This window comes from Kitasatospora sp. NPDC015120 (genome assembly GCF_043080305.1).
GTDB lineage: Bacteria > Actinomycetota > Actinomycetes > Streptomycetales > Streptomycetaceae > Kitasatospora.
The window spans coordinates 71885-91552 of record NZ_JBIBVJ010000026.1 but is presented as its reverse complement, the minus strand read 5'-3'; the positions used below and the strand labels follow the sequence as shown (position 1 = coordinate 91552).

At 73.7% G+C, this 19668-nt stretch carries 13 protein-coding genes; 5 read left to right on the top strand and 8 right to left on the bottom strand.

The annotated features are described in order from the left end of the window. Nucleotides 1–302 precede the first annotated feature (302 nt). Complete coding sequence (locus tag ACF1AK_RS33155; protein WP_391502529.1) at nucleotides 303–3176, bottom strand: DEAD/DEAH box helicase; 2874 nt, start codon at nucleotides 3174–3176, stop codon at nucleotides 303–305. 262 nt (nucleotides 3177–3438) lie between these two features. On the opposite strand from ACF1AK_RS33155, the gene ACF1AK_RS33150 reads away from it, so the two are divergent. Then, nucleotides 3439–3813 carry a hypothetical protein gene (locus tag ACF1AK_RS33150; protein WP_380294503.1) on the top strand — a complete coding sequence of 125 codons (375 nt, stop codon included), beginning with the start codon at nucleotides 3439–3441 and terminating at the stop codon, nucleotides 3811–3813. A gap of 43 nt (nucleotides 3814–3856) precedes the next feature. Then, nucleotides 3857–4189, top strand: a complete 333-nt coding sequence (locus ACF1AK_RS33145; RefSeq protein WP_391502521.1) for an ArsR/SmtB family transcription factor — start codon at nucleotides 3857–3859, stop codon at nucleotides 4187–4189. Nucleotides 4190–4248: 59 nt separating this feature from the next. Here the strand turns inward: ACF1AK_RS33145 and ACF1AK_RS33140 are convergent, their stop codons facing one another. After that, nucleotides 4249–5418, bottom strand: a complete 1170-nt coding sequence (locus ACF1AK_RS33140) for an aminotransferase class V-fold PLP-dependent enzyme (RefSeq protein ID WP_391502520.1) — start codon at nucleotides 5416–5418, stop codon at nucleotides 4249–4251. A gap of 92 nt (nucleotides 5419–5510) precedes the next feature. Between ACF1AK_RS33140 and ACF1AK_RS33135 the strand changes: the two genes are divergently transcribed. Together ACF1AK_RS33135 and ACF1AK_RS33130 are read left to right on the top strand one after the other, a co-directional pair. After that, complete coding sequence (locus tag ACF1AK_RS33135; RefSeq protein WP_391502519.1) at nucleotides 5511–7589, top strand: prolyl oligopeptidase family serine peptidase; 2079 nt, start codon at nucleotides 5511–5513, stop codon at nucleotides 7587–7589. Nucleotides 7590–7799: 210 nt separating this feature from the next. After that, nucleotides 7800–10175 (top strand): immune inhibitor A domain-containing protein, encoded by a 2376-nt coding sequence (locus ACF1AK_RS33130; protein WP_391502518.1) that lies wholly within the window; start codon nucleotides 7800–7802, stop codon nucleotides 10173–10175. A gap of 1004 nt (nucleotides 10176–11179) precedes the next feature. On the opposite strand, the gene ACF1AK_RS33125 is transcribed toward ACF1AK_RS33130, so the two are convergent. From ACF1AK_RS33125 to ACF1AK_RS33105, 5 genes are read right to left on the bottom strand one after another with little or no spacing between them, the layout of a single operon-like run. Continuing rightward, a complete protein-coding gene (locus ACF1AK_RS33125; RefSeq protein WP_391502517.1) occupies nucleotides 11180–12157 on the bottom strand; it encodes an ABC transporter ATP-binding protein in 978 nt (325 codons plus the stop codon). After that, a complete protein-coding gene (locus ACF1AK_RS33120; protein ID WP_391502516.1) occupies nucleotides 12154–13155 on the bottom strand; it encodes an ABC transporter ATP-binding protein in 1002 nt (333 codons plus the stop codon). Before ACF1AK_RS33120 ends, ACF1AK_RS33125 begins: the two co-directional genes overlap by 4 nt. After that, nucleotides 13155–14141, bottom strand: a complete 987-nt coding sequence (locus ACF1AK_RS33115; RefSeq protein WP_391502515.1) for an ABC transporter permease — start codon at nucleotides 14139–14141, stop codon at nucleotides 13155–13157. The genes ACF1AK_RS33120 and ACF1AK_RS33115 overlap by 1 nt, the downstream gene beginning before the upstream one ends. After that, complete coding sequence (locus ACF1AK_RS33110; RefSeq protein WP_391502514.1) at nucleotides 14138–15100, bottom strand: ABC transporter permease; 963 nt, start codon at nucleotides 15098–15100, stop codon at nucleotides 14138–14140. The genes ACF1AK_RS33115 and ACF1AK_RS33110 overlap by 4 nt, the downstream gene beginning before the upstream one ends. A 13-nt stretch (nucleotides 15101–15113) precedes the next feature. Further along, complete coding sequence (locus tag ACF1AK_RS33105; protein ID WP_391502513.1) at nucleotides 15114–16874, bottom strand: ABC transporter substrate-binding protein; 1761 nt, start codon at nucleotides 16872–16874, stop codon at nucleotides 15114–15116. Between the two features lie 302 nt (nucleotides 16875–17176). On the opposite strand from ACF1AK_RS33105, the gene ACF1AK_RS33100 reads away from it, so the two are divergent. Then, entirely contained in the window at nucleotides 17177–18580 is a 1404-nt protein-coding gene (locus ACF1AK_RS33100; RefSeq protein ID WP_391502528.1) for an aminopeptidase P family protein, read from the top strand. Between the two features lie 28 nt (nucleotides 18581–18608). Here ACF1AK_RS33100 and ACF1AK_RS33095 read toward each other — a convergent pair whose 3' ends face one another. Next, complete coding sequence (locus tag ACF1AK_RS33095) at nucleotides 18609–19634, bottom strand: nitronate monooxygenase (RefSeq protein WP_391502512.1); 1026 nt, start codon at nucleotides 19632–19634, stop codon at nucleotides 18609–18611. Nucleotides 19635–19668 lie beyond the last annotated feature (34 nt).

Sequence of the window (19668 nt, the reverse complement as noted above, 5' to 3'; positions counted from 1 at the left end):
GAAGCCCCCGGGCAGCGGCGAGGCGAAGCCGAAGCCGCCCGGGCGAAGCCCCCGGGCAGCGGCGAGGCGAAGCCGAAGCCGCCCGGGCGAAGCCCCCGGGCAGCGGCGAGGCGAAGCCGAAGCCGCCCGGGCGAAGCCCCCCGGGCAACGGCGAGGCGAAAGTCGTGGAGTGGAAAGTCGGACCGACCGACTTTCCACTCCGAGCCCGGCCGGGTGGCTCAGGGTGGCCACGGGAGCGGGAGGTCGATGGGGACGACCTCCCGCTCCAAGGGTTCTCGGGGTGGGGGCGGGCTTCGGGTGGGTCAGCTGACGGAGGAGTAGGCGATGATGCCCCGGCGGAGGCCGTCGACGGCCTTGCGGGCGGTCTTGCGGAGGTCCGCGTCCTCGCCGGCGGCGTCCTGGATCTGGCCGAGGACGTCGATCAGCTGCTTCGTCCAGCGGACGAAGTCGCCGGCCGGCATGTCGGCGTCGCGCAGGACGGAGTCCAGGGAGTGGCCGAGGGCCCAGCGGTAGGCGGCCCAGGCGAAGCCGAGGTCGGGTTCGCGCTGGCCCACGCCCTCGGCGGTGTTGATGCGGTGCTGCTCCTCCAGGGCGTCGAGGTGGCCCCAGATGCGGACCATCTGGCCGAGGGCCTCCTTCGCCGCGCCCTCGGGGACCCGGGGTGCGGTGGCGTCGTCGGACTGGCGGGCCTCGTAGACCAGCGCGGAGGCGCAGGCGGCGAGTTCGGCGGCGGCGAGGCCGCTCCAGACGCCCTCGCGGATGCACTCGGAGGCGAGCAGGTCGAGTTCGCCGTAGAGCCGGCCGAGCCGCTTGCCGTCGTCGGTGACGGTGTCGCCGCTGAGGTAGCCGAGGTCGGTGAGCAGCGCGCAGACCCGGTCGAAGGTGCGGGCGATGGTGTGCGTGCGGGAGCGCATCTTGCGTTCCAGCAGCTCGGTGTCGCGGTGCAGCCGGTGGTAGCGCTCGGACCAGCGGGCGTGGTCCTCGCGCCGGTCGCAGCCGTGGCAGGGGTGCTGGCGCAGGGCGGTGCGCAGCCGGCTGATCTCGGGGTCGTCGGCGGCGGCCGCGCGGCCGCGCCGGAAGCGCTCGGGCTCCAGGTGGCCGGCCTTGGTGCGCAGGGCGGAGGCGAGGTCGCGGCGGGACTGCGGGCTGCGCGGGTTGAAGGACTTGGGGATCCGCACCCGCTCGATCGCGGCGACGGGGTGCGGGAAGTCGATCATCGCGAGCCGCTTGACCTGCCGTTCGGCGGTGAGCACCACCGGGCGCGGCCCGTCCTGGTAGTCGGGGTGGCGCGGGCCGCCGCGCGGGGAGCGGTTGACGGGCGGCAGGCCGGGGTCGAGGACGAGGGCGAGGCCGGCGAACTTGCCGGTCGGCACGTGGATGACGTCGCCGGGCTTGAGCTGCTCGATGGCTTCGACGGCGGCGGCGCGGCGCTGGCTGCTGCCCTCGCGGGCGAGTTCGTTCTCGCGGTCCTTGAGCTGCCGGCGCAGCGCCATGTACTCCTCGAAGTCGCCGAGGTGGCAGGTCATGGACTCGCGGTAGCCCTCCAGGCCCTCCTCGTTGCGCTGGACCTGGCGGGCGATGCCGACCACCGAACGGTCGGCCTGGAACTGCGCGAAGGAGGTCTCCAGCAGCTCGCGCGAGCGGTGCCGGCCGAACTGGGAGACCAGGTTGACGGCCATGTTGTAGGACGGCCGGAACGAGGACTTCAGCGGGTAGGTGCGGGTGCCGGCGAGGCCGGCCAGGGCCTCCGGGTCGAGGCCGCGCTGCCAGAGCACCACGGCGTGGCCCTCGATGTCGATGCCGCGCCGCCCGGCCCGGCCGGTGAGCTGGGTGTACTCGCCGGGGGTGATGTCGGCGTGGGTCTCGCCGTTCCACTTGACGAGCTTCTCCATGACGACGGAGCGCGCCGGCATGTTGATGCCCAGGGCCAGGGTCTCGGTCGCGAAGACGGCCTTGACCAGGCCCTTCACGAACAGCTCCTCCACGACCTCCTTGAACCGCGGCAGCATGCCGGCGTGGTGGGCGGCGATGCCGCGCTCCAGCCCGTCCAGCCACTCGAAGTAGCCGAGGACGTGCAGGTCCTCGTCGGGGATGTCGGCGCAGCGCTCCTCGACGATGGCGCGGACCCGGGCGCGGTCGACGTCCTTGTTGAGGCGCAGGCCGGAGGAGAGGCACTGCTGGACGGCGGCCTCGCAGCCGGCCCGGCTGAAGATGAAGGTGATGGCGGGCAGCAGTCCCTCGGCGTCGAGCCGGTCGATGACGTCGACGCGACCCGGGGTCCAGACCCGGCCGGGGCGGCCGTTGGGCATGGAGCGGCCCCGGCCGCGGCCGAAGCGGTCGCGCGGGTTGCGGTCGAGTTCGCTGCGGGCGAGGCGGACCAGTTCGGGGTTGACGGCCTTGCCGGGGTTGCGGAGGCTGCCCTTGGGCCGGCCGTCGCGGTCGGGGCTGGCGAACAGGTCGTACATCCGGTTGCCGGCCATCACGTGCTGCCAGAGCGGGACGGGCCGGTGCTCGGAGACGATGACGCGGGTGCCGCCGCGCACGGTGTCCAGCCAGTCGCCGAACTCCTCGGCGTTGGAGACGGTCGCGGAGAGCGAGACGAGGGTGACGGACTCGGGGAGGTGGATGATGACCTCCTCCCAGACGGCGCCGCGGAAGCGGTCGGCGAGGTAGTGGACCTCGTCCATGACCACGTAGCCGAGGCCGTCGAGGGTGCTGGAGCCCGCGTAGAGCATGTTGCGGAGCACCTCGGTGGTCATCACCACGACCGGGGCGTCCCCGTTGACGGAGTTGTCGCCGGTGAGCAGGCCGACCTTGGCGGCGCCGTAGCGCTTGACGAGGTCCCCGTACTTCTGGTTGGACAGCGCCTTGATCGGCGTGGTGTAGAAGCACTTGCGCCCGGCCTGGAGGGCGAGGTGGACGGCGAACTCGCCGACGATGGTCTTGCCGGAGCCGGTGGGCGCGGCGACCAGGACGCCTTCGCCGTTCTCCAGGGCCCGGCAGGCCTCCAGCTGGAAGTCGTCCAGCGGGAAGTCGTAGAGCTGCTGGAAGCCGTGGAGGGCGGTGGCCTGTTCCTTGGCCCGGCGGCGGGAGGCGGCGAAGGCCTCGGCGGGGCTGAGCTCCCGCTCGTCGGAGGGCTCCCGGCCGTCGAGGGGCGCGCGCTCAGGGGTGTTCATCGCCGTCCGGGGGTCGCGGGGGTCGGTGGTGTGATCTCGCATCTCAGCGAGAGGTTACCCGGCGGGACTGACATCGATAGCACCGTTTTTCCGGGCAAGGGATCGATTCTCTCTCACATCCATAGTTGCAAATGTCTTCAAGCGGTCACGAAACGACCGGCTTCGGACGACTCCGGTCATCCGTGGTGACACGCCGTGCGGCCTGCCTACATTCGGTGCCACGCCCCGGTGACCCCCACCGGGCCCACGGGAGGAGCGGACGATGGCGAACCTGGAGACCTCGCTCAAGGAGGCCATGGCGATCGAGGGCGCGATCGGCGTCGCCCTGGTCGACTACAGCAGCGGGATGGCCCTCGGCACCCTCGGTGACGGCGGCGAACTGGACCTCAACGTCGCCGCCGCCGGGAACACCGACGTGGTGCGGGCCAAGATGCGGGCGATGGAGCACCTCAACCTGCTCGACAACGAGATCGAGGACATCCTGGTCAGCCTGACCAGCCAGTACCACCTGCTCCGGCCGCTGACCACGCAGAGCGGCCGGGGGCTGTTCCTCTTCCTGGCGCTCAACCGCGCCCGCGCCAACCTCGCGATGGCCCGCCACCAGCTGAAGCGGATCGAGACCGCGCTGGAGATCTGACGGCCGGCAACGCCCCCGGGGAGGGGAACAGGGAGGGAGCGCCGTGGCGGTCGTGCTGTACCAGGCCAAGGCCGAGTTCTTCCGGATGCTCGGCCATCCCGTCCGGATCCGGGTCCTGGAGCTGCTGCAGGCCGGCCCGACGCCCGTGCGCGAACTGCTGGCGGAGCTGGAGGTCGAGCCCTCCCGCCTCTCGCAGCAGCTCGCGGTGCTGCGCCGGTCCGGCATCGTCACCGCCACCCGTGAGGGCAGCACGGTGGTCTACGCGCTGGCCGGCGGGGACGTCGCCGACCTGCTGCGGGCGGCGCGCCGGATCCTCACCGGGCTCATCGCGGACCAGCACGTGCTGCTCGCCGAACTGCGCGCCGCCGCGGACTGACCCCGCGGCGGCGCCGACCGGCCCCGGCCGGAGGGCCGGACCCCCGGCCGCGCGGGCCGCTACTCCAGCAGCCCGGCCAGCCCGGCCGCCAGCACCTCGTACTCGGGAGCCCGGTTGTACAGCTGCGCGCACACCCGCAGCACCCCGCCGCCCGGCCACGGGCGCGCCACCGTCCGCACGGCGTGCCGCCGCCACATCGCGGCCATCAGCTCCTGCGCCTGCGGCAGCGTCTCGGCGACCCCGGGCGGCAGCCGCAGCGCGCGCATCGACAGCCCCGCCGAGGCGGGCAGCGGCGCCAGCCCGGCCCGCTCGGCGACCAGCGCGGCACCGTACCCGGCGAGCCGCTCGTTGTGCGCGCGCACCGCTCCCGGGCCGAACGCCTCCAGCAGGTCCAGACCCGCCGGAGCGGCCAGGTAGGGCGTGTAGTCCAGGGTGCCGCGCCACTCCACCGAGGCCGGGTAGCCCTGGTGGTCCTCCCAGGAGAGGATCAGCGGGCGGATCTTGCCGGCCCACTCCGGGCGGACCACCAGGACACCGGTGGCCCTCGGGGCGAAGGCCCACTTGTGCAGGTTGCCGAACCAGAAGTCGGCCTCCGCGGGGACCGGCCCGGCCAGCATGCCGGGCTCGTGCGCCGCGTCCACCACCGTGGTCACCCCGCGCCCGCGCAGGGCGTGCAGCAGGTCCGGGGTGGCGACCCGGCGGGCGGTCGGCGAGGTGATGCCGTCCAGGACGGCGAGCACGGTGCGGTCGGTGACCGCGGCGAGCACGGTCTCGCGCACCGCCTCCCCGTCGGGCAGGTCCAGCGGCAGCGCCACCGTGCGCAGCTCGGCGCCGGCGTCCTCGGCGCGCCGCCGGACGGCCTCGGTGACCGTGCCGTAGCCGTGGTCGGTGACCAGCACGTGGTCCCCGGCGGAGAGCGGCACATTGGCCAGGGTGACGGCGATCGCGTCGGTCACGTTGGGCACCAGGGCGAGCAGCTCCGGTTCGGTGCCGAGGGCGGCGGCGATCCGGGCCCGGGCGCCGGCGACGCGGGCGGGCAGGTCGGCGAAGAAGCCGTCCGGGTCGGCCTCCTGCTCCTCGTGCAGCCGCCGCTGGAGCCGCTGGACGGTGACCGGGACGGCCCCGAAGGAGCCGTGGTTGAGGTGGATCACCGCCGGGTCCAGCGAGAACAGCGTCTCGGTGCCGGCCAGCGGCTCGGGCGGTCCGGCGGTCCGCGGGGCCTCGGTCATGCTCTCCTCCTGTTACCTGGGTCACGTGATGTGTGACATTTCACATGTCGTCCCACTGGTCGGCGAGCCGTTCCCGCAGCGACCATCGGGCGGTGACCATCACCGACTCCTACCTCTCCCTCAGCGCCCGGACCGGCCGCTTCGGCTTCGGTGCCCCGCGAGCGATCTCGCTCCACCAGGACGGTACCCGCCTGCTGCTGCTCCGCTCCAGCGGCCCCGAGGACGCGTTCGACCGCCTGCACCTCCTCGACCTCACCACCGGCGAGGAGCGCGAGGTCGCCGACCCCGCCGCGCTCGCCCCCGGCCGCACCGGCGCGACCGGCGCCCTGCCCGCCGTCGAACGCCGGCTGCGGGAGCGGAGCCGGCTCACCGCCGCCGGCATCGGCACCTACGCCGCCACCCCCGACCTCGCCGTCGCCGTCTTCGCCCTGGACGGCCGGCTGTTCCGCACCGAGACCGCCACCGGCCGCAGCACCGAGATCCCCACCGCCGGCCCGGCCTTCGACCCCCGCCCCAACGCGACCGGCGAGCTCGTCGCCTACGTCGCCGACGATGCCCTCTACGTCGCCTCCGCCGACGTCCCCGGCCGCCAGCGGCTCAGCCCGGACGACGGCGCCCGCTGGGGCGTCGCCGAGTTCGCCGCCGCCGAGGAGCTGGGCCGCCACCGCGGCCACTGGTGGCGCCCGGACGGCGGCGCCGTGCTCGCCGCCCGGGTGGACGAGTCCGCCCTCCCGCCGCGCCACTTCGCCGACCCGGCCCACCCCGAGCAGGCCCCCGAGCAGTTCGCCTACCCGCAGGCCGGCGGCCCCAACGCCGAGGTCCGGCTCTGGGTGCTCGGCCTGGACGGCACGCGGGTCGAACTCGACTGGGACACCGCCGCCTTCCCCTACCTGTGCGCCGCCGAGTGGGCCGGCGACGAGGAACTGCTGCTCACCGTCGCCGACCGGCTGCAGCAGAACGTCCTGCTGCTGAGCGCCGACCCGGCCACCGGCACCACCGGCGAACTCTCCCGCACCACCGACGCGTTCTGGGTCGACGACCTGCCCGGCACCCCTGCCCGGCTGGAGGACGGCCGGCTGCTCACCGTGCTCGACACCCCCGAGGCCCGCGGCCTGGCGCTGGACGGCAAGCCGCTGGACACCACCGGCCTGCAGATCCGCCGGGTGGTCGGCCGGCTGCGCGGGAAGCTGCTCTGCGAGACGGGCGAGGGCGACCCGTTCGACCAGCACGTCCACCTGGTCGACCCGGACGGCGGCGCCCCCGAGCGGCTCTCCGAGGGCCCCGGCGTGCACAGCGCCCAGGCCGCCGGCGAGACCCTGCTGCTCACCTCCGCCGGCCCGGACGGCGTGCGCCGCGAGGCCCTCACCCCGCAGGGCGTCACCGCCCTGACGGACCGCTCGGCCGCCCTTCCCCACGTGGTCCGGCCGCAGCTGGCCCGGGTCACCGAGCGTGCCCTGCCGAGCGCCGTGGTCTACCCGCGCGGACACGTCCCCGGCCGCCGGCTGCCCGTGCTGCTCGACGTCTACGGCGGCCCCGGCCACCAGGCGGTGGCCAACGAGCCGCGCCGCTGGCAGCTCAAGCAGTGGTGGGCCGACCAGGGCTTCGCGGTGGTCACCGTCGACAACGGCGGCACCCCGTTCGTCTCCCCCGCCTTCAGCCGGACCATCTTCCGCCGCTTCTCCCGGGTGGCACTGGACGACCAGGTGGACGCGCTGCTCGCGCTCGGCGCCGCCCACCCCGACCTCGACCTCGGCCGGGTCGGCGTGCGCGGCTGGTCCTACGGCGGCTACTTCGCGGCGATGGCCGTGCTGCGCCGCCCGGACGTCTTCCACGCGGCCTGCGCGGGCGCCCCGCCCACCGACTTCCGGCTCTACGACACCGCGTACACCGAGCGCTACCTCGGTCTGCCGCAGGAGAACCCGGAGGGCTACGCGGCCGACTGCCTGCTGGACGACGCGCCGTCCCTGACCCGGCCGCTGCTGCTGATCCACGGCCTGGCCGACGACAACGTGCACCCCTCGCACACCCTGCTGCTCTCCCAGGCGCTCACCAGGGCCGGCCGCCCGCACAGCCTGCTCGCCCTGCCCGGGGTCACCCACATGACCCCGGGCGGCGTGAACGAGCAGCTGGCGCAGGCCGAGCTCGCCTTCCTGCGGGCCTCCCTGGGCTGACCGGCCGCTCCCGTCCCCGCCCGCCGGGCGCCGCGGGGCCCCGCCCGGGCCGTGCGGCGTCCGGCGGACGGGGCACGGGCGCCGGGCCCCGCGGGAGCACGGGCGTCCGGCATTGCGGGCAAGGGCGTCCGAAGTCTTCCGTGTGACCCATGACATGTGAAATATTACCTGCGCTCACCCGACCACCCCCGTCCGGAAAGGACCGGTCAGTTGCGCAGACTGTCCGCGGCGTTCGCGGCCGCGCTCACCACGAGCGCGATAGCGGCCACCCTCCTCGGCTCCCCCGCCCAGGCCGCCACCCCCTCCCCCGCGCCCGCCCTCACCGCCGGGAGCGCCGCCGGCGCCGAGGCCGGCGGCCTCGAAGCCCCGCCCGCCCCGCTCGCCCCGCAGGAGCGCGAGCGCCAGTCGCTGCGCACCAAGGCCCTGGAACAGGTCAACAAGGGTGCCGTGGCGAAGAGCGCCGGCCGCCGGGCCCCCGCCAAGGTGCGGATCGGCAACGACTACGTCCAGCTCGCCCAGCAGCGCAAGGACAAGGTCTTCGTCATCCTCGCCCAGTTCGGCGACCAGGTGGACAACACCACCCTCCACAACGGCCTGCCCCGCTACGGCGGCACCCCCGGGCCGCAGCACAACGCCATTGCGAAGCCCGGCCGGAGCGACAACCACACGCTCTGGAACCCGGACTTCAGCCGGCAGTACTACCAGCAGATGTTCTTCGACGACACGCCCGGCGCGGTCTCGATGCGCAACTACTACCGCACCCAGTCCTCCGGCCGCTACGACATCGAGGGCACCGTCAGCGACTGGGTCACCCTGCCCTGGAACGAGGCCCGGTACGGCTCCAACAAGGGCCCGCAGGGCTCCGGCGCCTGGACCCAGGGCCAGGAGTTCATCCGGGACGCCGTCAAGGCCTGGTACGACAGCCAGCTCGCCGCGGGCCGCACGGCCGCCGACGTGAAGGCCGAACTGGCCCAGTACGACGTCTACGACCGCTACGACCACGACAAGGACGGCGAGTTCGCCCAGCCCGACGGCTACCTCGACAACGTCGTCGTGGTGCACGCGGGCGTCGACGAGACCTGGGGCGGCGGCGCGCAGGGCGCCGACGCGCTCTGGGCGCACCGCAGCTGGACCTTCCCCGACCCCACCGGCCAGGTCGGCCCGGAGGGCAACCGGATCGGCGGCGCGCCGGTCGGCGACACCGGCCTGTACGTGTACGACTACGTCCAGGCCGGCGAGAACAGCGGCGTCGGCCTGTTCGCCCACGAGTACGGCCACAACCTCGGCCTGCCCGACCTCTACAGCACCAACGGCGGCGACAACAGCGTCAACTTCTGGTCGCTGATGTCCTCCGGCTCGTACCTGGGCAAGGGGAAGAACACCACCGGCGGCTACCCCGGCGACCTCGACGCCTGGAGCAAGCTGCAGTTCGGCTGGCTCGACTACGACGAGGCGCAGGCCGCCACCCGCTCCAGCCACGCCCTCGGCGTCAGCGGCTACCACACCGACCAGGCGCAGGCCCTCCTGGTCCACCTGCCGGACAGCACCACCAGCACCGACCTCGCCGACCCCCGCGAGGGCGCCAGGCAGTGGTGGAGCGGGACCGGCGACGACCTGGACAACGCGCTGGCCCGCGACGTCGACCTCACCGCGGTCACCGGCCCGGCCGCCCTCGACGCGGCGGTCTGGTACGACGTCGAGCAGGACTACGACTTCCTGACCGTCGAGGCCTCCACCGACGGCGGCAAGCGCTGGACGGCCCTGCCCGGCACCGTGGACGGCGCCCCGATCGGCAGCACCAGCGCCAACGTCCCCGGCCTGAGCGGCACGTCCGGCGCCTACCGGCAGCTGCACATCCCGCTGGACGGCTACGCCGGGAAGAACGTCAGGCTCCGCTTCCACGTCACCTCGGACAACAACACCCACGGCAAGGGCGTCCTGGTCGACGCGGTGCGGATCACCGCCGGCGCCACCGAGCTGTTCGCCGACGGCGCCGAGAACGGCACGGCCGGCTGGGTCAGCACCGGCTTCACCGTCATCACCGGCCGCACCCACGTCCAGCAGCACCCGCGCGCCTACCTGGTGGAGAACCGCCGCTACGCCGGCTACGGAGCGTTCCTGAGGACCGGGCCGTACAACTTCGGCTACACCGGCGTCGACGGCAAGAAGGACATCGTCGACACCTACCCGTACCAGGAGGGCGTGCTCATCTGGCTCTGGGACACCGCCTACGGCGACAACAACACCAAGGACCACCCCGGCGGCGGTCTGATCCTGCCGATCGACGCCCACCCGGCGCCGATCCGGTTCGCCGACGGCACCCTGGTCAACGGCCGGGCGCAGACCTACGACGCGACCTTCTCGCTCAAGCCGACCACCGGCTTCACCCTGCACAGGGCGGGCGTCCCGGTCCGGATCGGGTCCAGGCCCGCCGTCCCCGTCTTCGACGACCGCACCGGCGTCTACCGGGACCCGGCCACCCCGCAGCTCGCGGTGAACGTGCCGGACACCAACACCAGGATCGAGGTGGTCCGCGAGGCCCAGGGCGGACGGATCACCACCGTCCGGGTCGGCCCCGCGTCCTGACGCCCCCCGCACCCCCGGTGTCCTGAGCACCGGGTCTCCCGTGGAAGACAGGGACCACGGAAGGAACGGACGCCCCGGCCCTCCCCTCGGAGGCCGGGGCGTCCGCGCGTCCGCCGCGGCGCACGCCCTCGCGCACGCCCCCCGGTGCATGCCCTTCAGTGCCCGCCCGGGCGCCGCAGGCTCATCGCCGCGGTTACGGTGCCGGACACGGTCAGCGCCCCGAGCCTGACGACGGTCACGCTTCGGCACACCAGTGGTTCAAGAGGACGTGAAGTCAAGGAGGTCGCCGAGCGGGCCGACCCGGCCACCTCCGCGGTTGCGGTTCCCCGAGGAGTTCCCCGAGGAGCAGGGGCTGACCGCCTCCGAGCGGACCTCCGGCGACCAGCGCCGCCACCACCGGCACGTGCTGCGCCGGCTCTCGCTGGTCCTGGTCGCCGAACGGCTCGGCGTGCGCCGTCCGAGGTGGCCGAGGTGTTCGCGGGCCTGCCCGCCGACCGGATGCCGGACAAGCGCGACCGGGAGCGGATCTCGCGCCGCTGGGCGGCGCGGCTCGCGGCCCGCCGCCGGGAGATCGAGCGGCCGGAGCGCGAGCTGACCGGCTGCATCGGCTGCGGCTGCCTGTCGCTGCGCCGCTGCCGGGTGCCGGGCCCGGGTGACGCGCTCGGCGCCGACGGCCCCGGCCCGCGCCGGCCGCCTTCGAGGAGCCCGGACCCGGCTGAGCCCCGGACGCGCGCGGGCCCGCCGGGACCGACGACCCAGGTCGGTCCGGGCGGGCCCGGCGGGCCGGCCGCCGGATGCGGCCGGGCGGAACCCGGTCGGACGCGGCCCTCATCAGGCTCCCCGCCGCGTCCGACCGGGCGTTCTCGGCGCGCGAGCAGGAGCGCTGCTCGCGCGGTGTGGTGCCGTACCGTCCGCGTGGGGGTGGTTCGGACGGTACGGCGGTCGAGCCGCGGCCGGGGGCGCGCCCATCGGCGGACGCCCACGGCCGCGAGAACGGGCCCGGGTCAGTTCTCCGGGAAGTGGCAGGCCGCCTCCCGGCCGCCGGTCCCGGCGATCCGCAGCAGCGGCCGCTCGGTGCGGCAGATCTCCTGAGCCTTCGGGCAGCGCGGGTGGAAGCTGCACCCGGACGGCGGGTCGGCCGGGCTCGGCGGGTCGCCGAGCAGCACGATCCGCTCGCGCTCCCGCTCCGCCGCCGGGTCCGGCAGCGGCACCGCGGAGAGCAGCGCCTTGGTGTACGGGTGGGCGGGGTTGCCGTACACCTGGTGCTTGTCGCCGATCTCGACGATCCGCCCCAGGTACATCACCGCGACCCGGTCGCAGACCCGCTTGACCACCGAGAGGTCGTGCGCGATGAAGATGTACGCCAGGCCCAGTTCGTCCTGCAGCCGCTCCATCAGGTTGACCACCTGGGCCTGGATGGAGACGTCCAGCGCGGAGACCGGCTCGTCGGCGACCACCAGCCGGGGCGAGGTGGCCAGCGAGCGGGCGATGCCGATGCGCTGCGCCTGGCCGCCGGAGAACTCGTGCGGGTAGCGGTCGAGGTGCTCGGGGATCAGGCCGACCAGCTCCATCAGCTCGGCCGCCCGCTTGCGCGCCCCGGCCGCGCCGCTGCCCTGGACGAGCAGCGGCTCGGAGATGATCCGGGCCACCGTCTGGCGGGGGTTCAGCGAGGAGTACGGGTCCTGGAACACCATCTGCAGGTGCCTGCGGTGCGGGCGCAGCTCGGCCTGGCTCAGGCCGCCGATCTCGGTGCCGTCGAAGGTGACGGTGCCGGAGGTCGGGTCCAGCAGCCGGACGATCATGCGCCCGGTGGTGGACTTGCCGCAGCCGGACTCGCCGACCAGGCCGAGCGTCTCGCCGGCGCCGACGTCGAAGCTCACCCCGTCCACCGCCCGGATCGGGGCGCCGGCCTTGCCGGTGCGCGAGCGGCGGCCGGGGAAGGCCTTCACGAGGTCCCGTACGGACAGCAGGGGCTCGGTCATCCCAGGGCTCCTTCCGGCACCAGCGGCAGGTGGCAGGCGGCCTGGTGGCCGGGGGCGAGCGGACCGAAGCCGGGCCGCTCGGACAGGCAGCGGGCGTGGTCCTCGGCGGTGGCGGCGGTGGTGCGGGCGCAGCGCGGGGCGAAGGAGCAGCCGGGGGCGGGGGCGATCAGCGACGGCGGGCTGCCGGGGATGGCCCGCAGCGGGGCGTCGTCGGTGTCGTCCAGGCGGGGCAACGAGTCGAGCAGCCCTCGGGTGTAGGGGTGCGCGGGGGCGGCGAACAGCCGTTCCACGGGCGCCTGTTCGGCGGCGCGGCCGCCGTACATGACGAGCACCTCGTGGGCGACCCGGGCGACCACGCCGAGGTCGTGGGTGATCATCACGACGCCGAGGCCGCGCTCCTGCTGGATCCAGGCGATCAGGTCGAGGATCTGGGCCTGGACGGTGACGTCGAGCGCGGTGGTCGGCTCGTCGGCGATCAGCAGCTCGGGCTCGCAGGCGAGCCCCATGGCGATCATCACGCGCTGGCGCATGCCGCCGGAGAACTGGTGCGGGTACTCGTCGACCCGGCGGGCCGGTTCGGGGATGCCCACCTCGGCGAGCATCTCGACCGCGCGCCGGCGCCCGGCCTTGCGGGAGGCCTTGAAGTGCACCCGGTAGTGCTCGGCGATCTGCTCCCCGACGGTGTAGAAGGGGTGCAGGCTGGACAGCGGGTCCTGGAAGATCATGGCGATCCGCCGGCCCCGGACGGTGCCGAGCTCCCGCTCGCCCAGGCCGTTGAGCTCCTGGCCGTGCAGCCGGATCGAGCCGGTGACGGCGGCGCCGCGGTGCAGGCCCATGACGGCCAGCGAGGTGACGGACTTCCCGCTCCCGGACTCGCCGACCAGGCCGAGGGTCCTGCCGGCCTCGACGGTGAAGTCGATGCCGTCGACGGCCCGCACGACGCCGCGCGGGGTGGTGAAGGAGACCTTGAGGTCTTCGACCTCCAGGAGGGCGGTCATCAGTACCTCACTCTCGGGTCGACGAATGCGTAGAGCACGTCGACCAGCAGGTTCGCGACCACGATGAAGAAGGCCGCGAGCAACGTCACGCCGAGGATCACGGGCTGGTCGGAGCGGAGCAGCCCGTCGTAGAAGAGCCGTCCGATGCCGGGCAGGCCGAAGATCGACTCGGTGATGACGGCGCCGGCCAGCAGGCCGCCGAGGTCCATGCCGAAGATGGTGAGGATCGGCGTCATGCCGGAGCGCAGGCCGTGCTTGACGGTGACCGTGCGGGACGGCAGGCCCTTGGCCCGGGCGGTGCGGATGTACGGCTCCGCCATCGCCTCGATCATCGAGTTGCGGCTCTGCCGGGCGTACTGGGCCGCGTACAGCAGGGCCAGCGCGATCCAGGGCAGCAGCAGGTTGGAGCCCCACTCGAACGGGTTGTCGGTGAACTCGTGGTACGAGGGGTAGGGCAGCAGGCCGGCGCTGCGCACGACGCCCCAGATCAGCATGACCGAGGTGAAGTAGACCGGCAGCGAGGCGGTGCCGACCGAGAGCACCATGAGGATCTTGTCGGCCGGCCTGCCCTTGCGCAGGGCCGAGGTGACGCCGGCGCCGAGGCCGAGGAGCAGCCAGAGCACGGCCGCGCCGAGGGCGAGCGAGACGGAGACCGGCAGGCGGTCGACCAGTAGGTCCCAGACCGGCAGCGAGTACTCGTAGGAGTAGCCGAGGCAGGGGAAGCCGCAGTGCACGGCGCTGGGGCCGCTGCCGTAGTCGCGGCCGGCCACGAGGCCGGCCAGGTAGGCGCCGAACTGCTCCCAGACCGGCTTGTCCAGGCCCATCGCCGCCTTGACCTCGGCGAGCCGGTCGGGGCTGCAGGTCTTGCCGCAGGCGGCCGCGGCCGGGTCGTTGGGCAGCAGGTAGAAGATGGTGAAGGTGATGGCGCAGATGGCCAGCATGATGCCGGCCACGCCGATCAGCCGGCGACCGAGGTAGAGGATCACGACCGGCCTCCCCGGGGGTCGAGGATGTCCCGCAGCGCGTCGCCGAGCAGGGTGAACGCCAGGACCGCGATGAAGAGGAAGGCCGTCGGGATCAGGAAGTACGTCGGGTCGGTCTCGTAGTGCACGATCGACTCGGCGATCATCTGGCCCCACGAGGCCGTGGGCGGCCGGACGCCGACGCCCAGGTAGGAGAGCGCGGCCTCGGTGGCGATCATGCCGGGGATCAGCAGCGTGGTGTACGCGATGATCGGGCCGGAGACGTTCGGCAGGATCTCCCGGGTGAGGATGCGCCAGGAGCGCGCGCCGCCGACCTTGGCGGCCTCGACGTACTCGCGGTGCTTGAGCGACAGGGTCTGGCCGCGGACCACGCGGGCGATGCCGGGCCAGCCGAACAGCCCGATCACCGCGGTCATCAGCAGGATCCGGTTGACGTCCTTGGCCACCGACATCATCGCGATCATGAAGATCAGCGAGGGGAAGGACATGGTGAGGTCCATCAGCCGGGAGAGCAGGGCGTCGACCCGGCCGCCGAAGTAGCCGGCGGCGATGCCGGCCAGGGTGCCGGCGATCACGACCACGGCGGTGGCGATGAAGGCGATCAGCAGCGAGACCTGGCCGCCGTGCAGGACCCGGGCGAACAGGTCGCGGCCGGTGACCGGCTCGACGCCGAGCCAGTGCCGGGCGCCGATGCCGCCGAAGTCGCCCCTGGGCACGCCGCCCAGGTAGGGGTCGATGGCGCGCTTGTCGAACTCCTCGGGGGACCAGCCGCCGAGGGCGCTCAGCGGGCCGGCCAGGACGGCCAGCAGGACGAGGACGGCGACGGTGATCAGGCCGAAGCGGGCGGAGCCCTTGGCCCAGAGCTGGTCCCAGACCAGCCGCCAGGGCCCTCGCCCGGCGGCCTTCGGGGGGCCCGCCGCCGCGACGGGCGCGGCGGCGGGCTCGGTGGAGGTGCTAGTCATGGCGGAGGCTCCCTCAGCCCTGGCTCTTCGAGGGGTCCTTGAGGCCGATGGTGGCCATGTCGATCATGCCGGAGTAGCCGGAGTTGCCGAACGCGCCGGCCACGTTGGTGCCGATCAGCAGCGCGCGGCGCTGCCACATCAGCGGCACGGCCGGGAAGGACTTCGTCATGAGGTCCTCGTCCAGCTTCTTCCAGGCCTTGTTGGCCTCGTTGACGTCGGTGAGGGTCGCGATGCGGTCCATCTCGTCCATCGTGGCCTGGTCGCGGAACTGGCTGAGGTTGCCCTGGTTGCCCTTCTCCTTGATGGTGCGGCCGTCGAAGATGAAGGGCAGGAAGGTCGCGCCGGACGGGTAGTCCGGGCACCAGCCGCTGATGGCCAGGTCGGGGGCGTTCTTGGTGTCGCCCAGGGTGTCGGTGAAGGCGGACGGGTCGACGGTGTTGACGGTGACCTGGACGCCCACCTTGGAGAGCGACTGCTGGATGGCCTCGCCGCGGGTCTTGTCACCGAGCGAGACGGTGAGCGAGACCTTGAGGTCGGTCTTGCCGGCCGCCTTCAGCAGCTCCTTGGCCTTCTCCGGGTTGCCGGTGGCCGGGATCTTCAGCGGGTCGGCCTTCTCGCCGCCGGTCAGCGACGGCGGCTGGTAGGAGGTGGCGACCTCGCCGAGCGCCGGACCGCCCCACGCGGTGACCTGGGCGTCCTTGTCGACGGCGTACATCATCGCCTCGCGGACCTTCGGGTCGTCGAACGGCGCCTTGGAGGTGTTCATGTACAGGTTGTCGGTACAGCCGGTGCGCTCGGCCACCATGCGGGCCTTGACGTCGGGCTTGGGCAGCACCTTCGGCACCGACTCCGGGCGCATCCACGGCATCTCGATCGAGGAGGCGTCGGCGCCCTCGCTGGCGATGATCCGGTCGTCGACCTGGCCGCCCTTGAGGCCCTGGGTCACCACGATCCGGTCCGGGTAGGCCTTGCGGACGGTGTCGGAGCCGGCGTCCCAGTTGGCGTTGCGGACCAGCACCAGCTGCTTGCCGCGGTCGTAGGAGTCGATCTTGTACGGGCCGGAGGAGAACGGCCGGGTGTCGTACTGGGTGCCCTTCTCCTGGGCCGGCGGGACCGGCGCGAAGGTCGGCAGGGTGGCCGTGTAGGAGAACTCGGCGACCGGGCGCTTGAGGTGGAAGATGATCGTCTTGTCGTCCGGCGTCTCGATGCTCGGCAGGTGCTCGCCGGTCAGCGGGCCCTTGTAGTTCTCGCCGCCGGCCAGGTACTGGACGGCGTAGTCGGGGCCGCCGGTGAGGTCCGGGGAGAACGAGCGCTCGACGTTGTACTTGATGTCGGAGGACTTGATCGGGGTGCCGTCCTCGTACTTCAGGCCGTCCTTCAGGGTGAAGGCCCAGGTCTTGCCGCCGTCGGACGGGCGGCCGACGTCGGTGGCGAGGTCGGGGACGATCTCGCTGCCGGCGGCGCCCGGCTCGGCCTTGAAGGTGACCAGGGTGCGGTAGATCAACCGGGTACCGAAGTCCATCTGCGGCAGGGTCCAGTTGCGGGCCGGGTCGAGGTGGGCGAAGTCCTGGTTGGTCAGCACGGTGAGAGTGCCGCCCTTGACCGGCGTACCGCCCGCGATCGTCCCGTTCTCGGCGCCCGGGCCCTTGGTGGAGGTGGCGGCGGTGTCGCCGTCCGAGGTGTCGCTCTTGTCCTTGTCGCCGCAGGCCGCGAGCCCGAGGGAGAGTGCCGCCGCGATGGCCGCCGCGATGGCCGTCTGGGTACGCCTGTTCATATCTGACTCCGCAGTGGGGGGCCGCCGTGAAGGCCCGTCGTCCGCCCCGGGGGTGGATCCGGGACCAGCCTCGGAGGGCGACCTCAAGGGGTCTAGCCGCTCCGCGGTGTGACCCGTAACATAGTAATGTGAAATTGCACTGCACAAGAGGTGACGCGACCCGTTACCGAGCTGTGTCCGTGCCGCCCCCGTCTCCCCCTCATCCGCACCGCCCGCTTAGGAGCCACCCGGTGACCTTCCGTCAGACCGGCCTCAACACCGGAAGCCACGACCTCCCCGTCTCGGCCGCCCTCAACGCCTTCATGGGCACCTCCTGGGCGGCCACGCCGCTCCCCGCCGAGGACCGCGTCCCCGGGTACGCCGTGACCCCCGGCCGCCGCAGCCGGCTGTCCGCCGCCTTCCCCGGCGAGCGGCTGATCGTCCCGGCCGGCCAGCTCAAGGTCCGCAGCAACGACGTCGACTACCGCTTCCGCCCGCACAGCGCCTACGCCTGGCTCACCGGCCTCACCGGCGAGGACCAGGTCGGCCACGTCCTCGTCCTGGAGCCCACCGGCCCCGACGGCCACGAGCCCGTCCTCTACCTGCGCCCCCGCTCCCCCCGCGGCGGCGACCCGGTGCGCGGCGCCGAGTTCTTCCGCGACCGCCGCTACGGCGAGTTCTGGGTCGGCCGCCGCCCCGACCTCGACGAGGCCGCGCGGCTCACCGGCGTGCGCGTCGAGCACCTCGACGAGCTGGAGAAGCTGCTCACCGGCCCGCGGCCCGCCACCCGCGTCCTCACCGGCGTCGACCCCGCGCTGGACGCCGCCACCGGCCGCCCCGGCGCCCCCGAACTCGCCCGGGGCGACGGCCTGTTCGCCGCCGTGCTGTCCGAACTGCGGCTGGTCAAGGACACCTGGGAGGTCGAGCAGCTCCAGCTCTCCGTCGACCACACCGTCCTCGGCTTCGAGGACGTCGTGCGCGCCCTTCCCGCCGCCCTGCGCCACCACCGCGGCGAGCGCTGGATCGAGGGCGTGTTCAACCTGCGGGCCCGCGCCGAGGGCAACGGCATCGGCTACGAGACCATCGCCGCCTCCGGCGCCCACGCCTGCGTCCTGCACTGGATCCGCAACGACGGCGCCCTCGACCCGAACGCCCTGCTGCTGCTCGACGCCGGCGTGGAGACCGACACCCTCTACACCGCCGACATCACCCGCACCCTGCCGCTCAACGGCACCTTCAGCCCCGTCCAGCGGCAGGCCTACGAACTCGTGCTCGCCGCCCAGCAGGCCGGCATCGATGCGCTGCGCCCCGGCGCCCGCTTCCGCGACTTCCACAGCGCGGCCGCCCGGGTCATCGCCGAGGGCCTCGCCGACTGGGGCGTCCTGCCGGTCGGCGCCGAGGAGGCGCTCGCCGAGGACAGCGGCCTCTACCGCCGCTACACCCTCTGCGGCACCGGCCACATGCTCGGCCTCGACGTCCACGACTGCGCCCGGGCCCGCGCCGAGACCTACCTGGACGGCGTCCTGGAGGAGGGCCACGTGCTCACCGTCGAGCCCGGCCTCTACCTCCAGCCCGACGACGAGACGCTGCCCGCCGAACTGCGCGGCCTCGGCATCCGGATCGAGGACGACCTCGTCATCACCGCCGACGGTGCGCGGCTGATGTCCGGCGCGCTGCCCCGCACGGTGCCGGACATCGAGGCCTGGATGGCCGGACTGCTGGGCTGAGCCCGCGCGTGCGACGGGCCGCCGGGCCTCACCGCCCGGCGGCCCGCTCCCAGAGCTCCGTGACCAGCTCCGCCGCCGGGCCGCCGCGCGCCGCCCGGTGGCCCGTGCCCGCCCACAGGTGCATCGCCTGCGCGTCACCGCGCCGGGCCGCCGCCGCGCGCAGCGGCTGGGTCAGGTGGTGCACGTCCGGGTAGGCGGCGGGCGCGTACGGCTCGAACCGGTCGATGAAGTCATTGCGCAGCGCCCGCGCCGGGCGGCCGGTGAACACCCGGGTCACCGTCGTCGCGTCGAACTCCGTCAGCGCCGCCCGGTGCGCGGCCGAGGTCCCGGCCTCGTCGGCGCGCAGCAGCGCCGTCCCCAGCTGCACCGCCACCGCCCCGGCCCGCAGCGCGGCCGCGACCGCCGGACCGTCGGACAGCCCGCCCGCCGCGATCAGCGGCAGCCCCGTCACCGCCCGGACGGCGGGCAGCAGGTCGAGCAGCGGCAGCTCACCGGGGCGGTCCGCCGCCGCGTGGGTGCCGCGGTGCCCGCCGGCCTCCGGCCCCTGCACGCACAGCGCGTCCATCCCGACCGCCTCGGCGCGGCGCGCCTCCTCCGGCGTGGTCACGGTGCCGACCTGGAACGTGCCCGCCGCCCGCAGTGCCCGCGCCTCCTCGGCGGAGGGCAGCCCGAAGGTGTACGAGACCACCGGAACGGGGTCGGCGAGCAGCCCGGCGATCTTGGCGTCCCAGTCGTCCCGGTCCGGCGCGATCTCCTCCGGAAGGCTCACCCCGTGCTTCTCGGCCTCCGGCCGCAGCCGCTCCCGGTAGGCGGCCACGGCCGCCCGGTCGCCGGGCCCGGCGGGCACGAAGAGGTTCAGGCCGAACGGACGGTCCGTCAGCTCGCGGACGCGGCGGACCTGGTCGAAGGTGTCCTCGGCACTCCGGTACCCGGCGGCGAGGAAACCGAGCCCGCCCGCCCCGCTGACGGCGGCCGCCAGCCCGGGCGTCGACGGCCCGCCGGCCATCGGCGCGGCGATCACGGGCACGGGGAGTTCGTCGAGTCGCACGGCCATCCGGGGATCTCCTCCACTCACACGGCACACCGGG

Excerpts from the sequence above, each read along its gene's own strand:
- ACF1AK_RS33150 (WP_380294503.1), top strand. The coding sequence starts at position 3,439 with ATGGCGAACCTGGAGACCTCGCTCAAGGAGGCCATGGCGATCGAGGGC.
- ACF1AK_RS33125 (WP_391502517.1), bottom strand. The coding sequence starts at position 12,157 with ATGACCGAGCCCCTGCTGTCCGTACGGGACCTCGTGAAGGCCTTCCCC.
- ACF1AK_RS33140 (WP_391502520.1), bottom strand. The coding sequence starts at position 5,418 with ATGACCGAGGCCCCGCGGACCGCCGGACCGCCCGAGCCGCTGGCCGGC.
- ACF1AK_RS33155 (WP_391502529.1), bottom strand. The coding sequence starts at position 3,176 with ATGAACACCCCTGAGCGCGCGCCCCTCGACGGCCGGGAGCCCTCCGAC.
- ACF1AK_RS33105 (WP_391502513.1), bottom strand. The coding sequence starts at position 16,874 with ATGAACAGGCGTACCCAGACGGCCATCGCGGCGGCCATCGCGGCGGCA.
- ACF1AK_RS33095 (WP_391502512.1), bottom strand. The coding sequence starts at position 19,634 with ATGGCCGTGCGACTCGACGAACTCCCCGTGCCCGTGATCGCCGCGCCG.
- ACF1AK_RS33120 (WP_391502516.1), bottom strand. The coding sequence starts at position 13,155 with ATGACCGCCCTCCTGGAGGTCGAAGACCTCAAGGTCTCCTTCACCACC.
- ACF1AK_RS33100 (WP_391502528.1), top strand. The coding sequence starts at position 17,177 with ATGGGCACCTCCTGGGCGGCCACGCCGCTCCCCGCCGAGGACCGCGTC.
- ACF1AK_RS33110 (WP_391502514.1), bottom strand. The coding sequence starts at position 15,100 with ATGACTAGCACCTCCACCGAGCCCGCCGCCGCGCCCGTCGCGGCGGCG.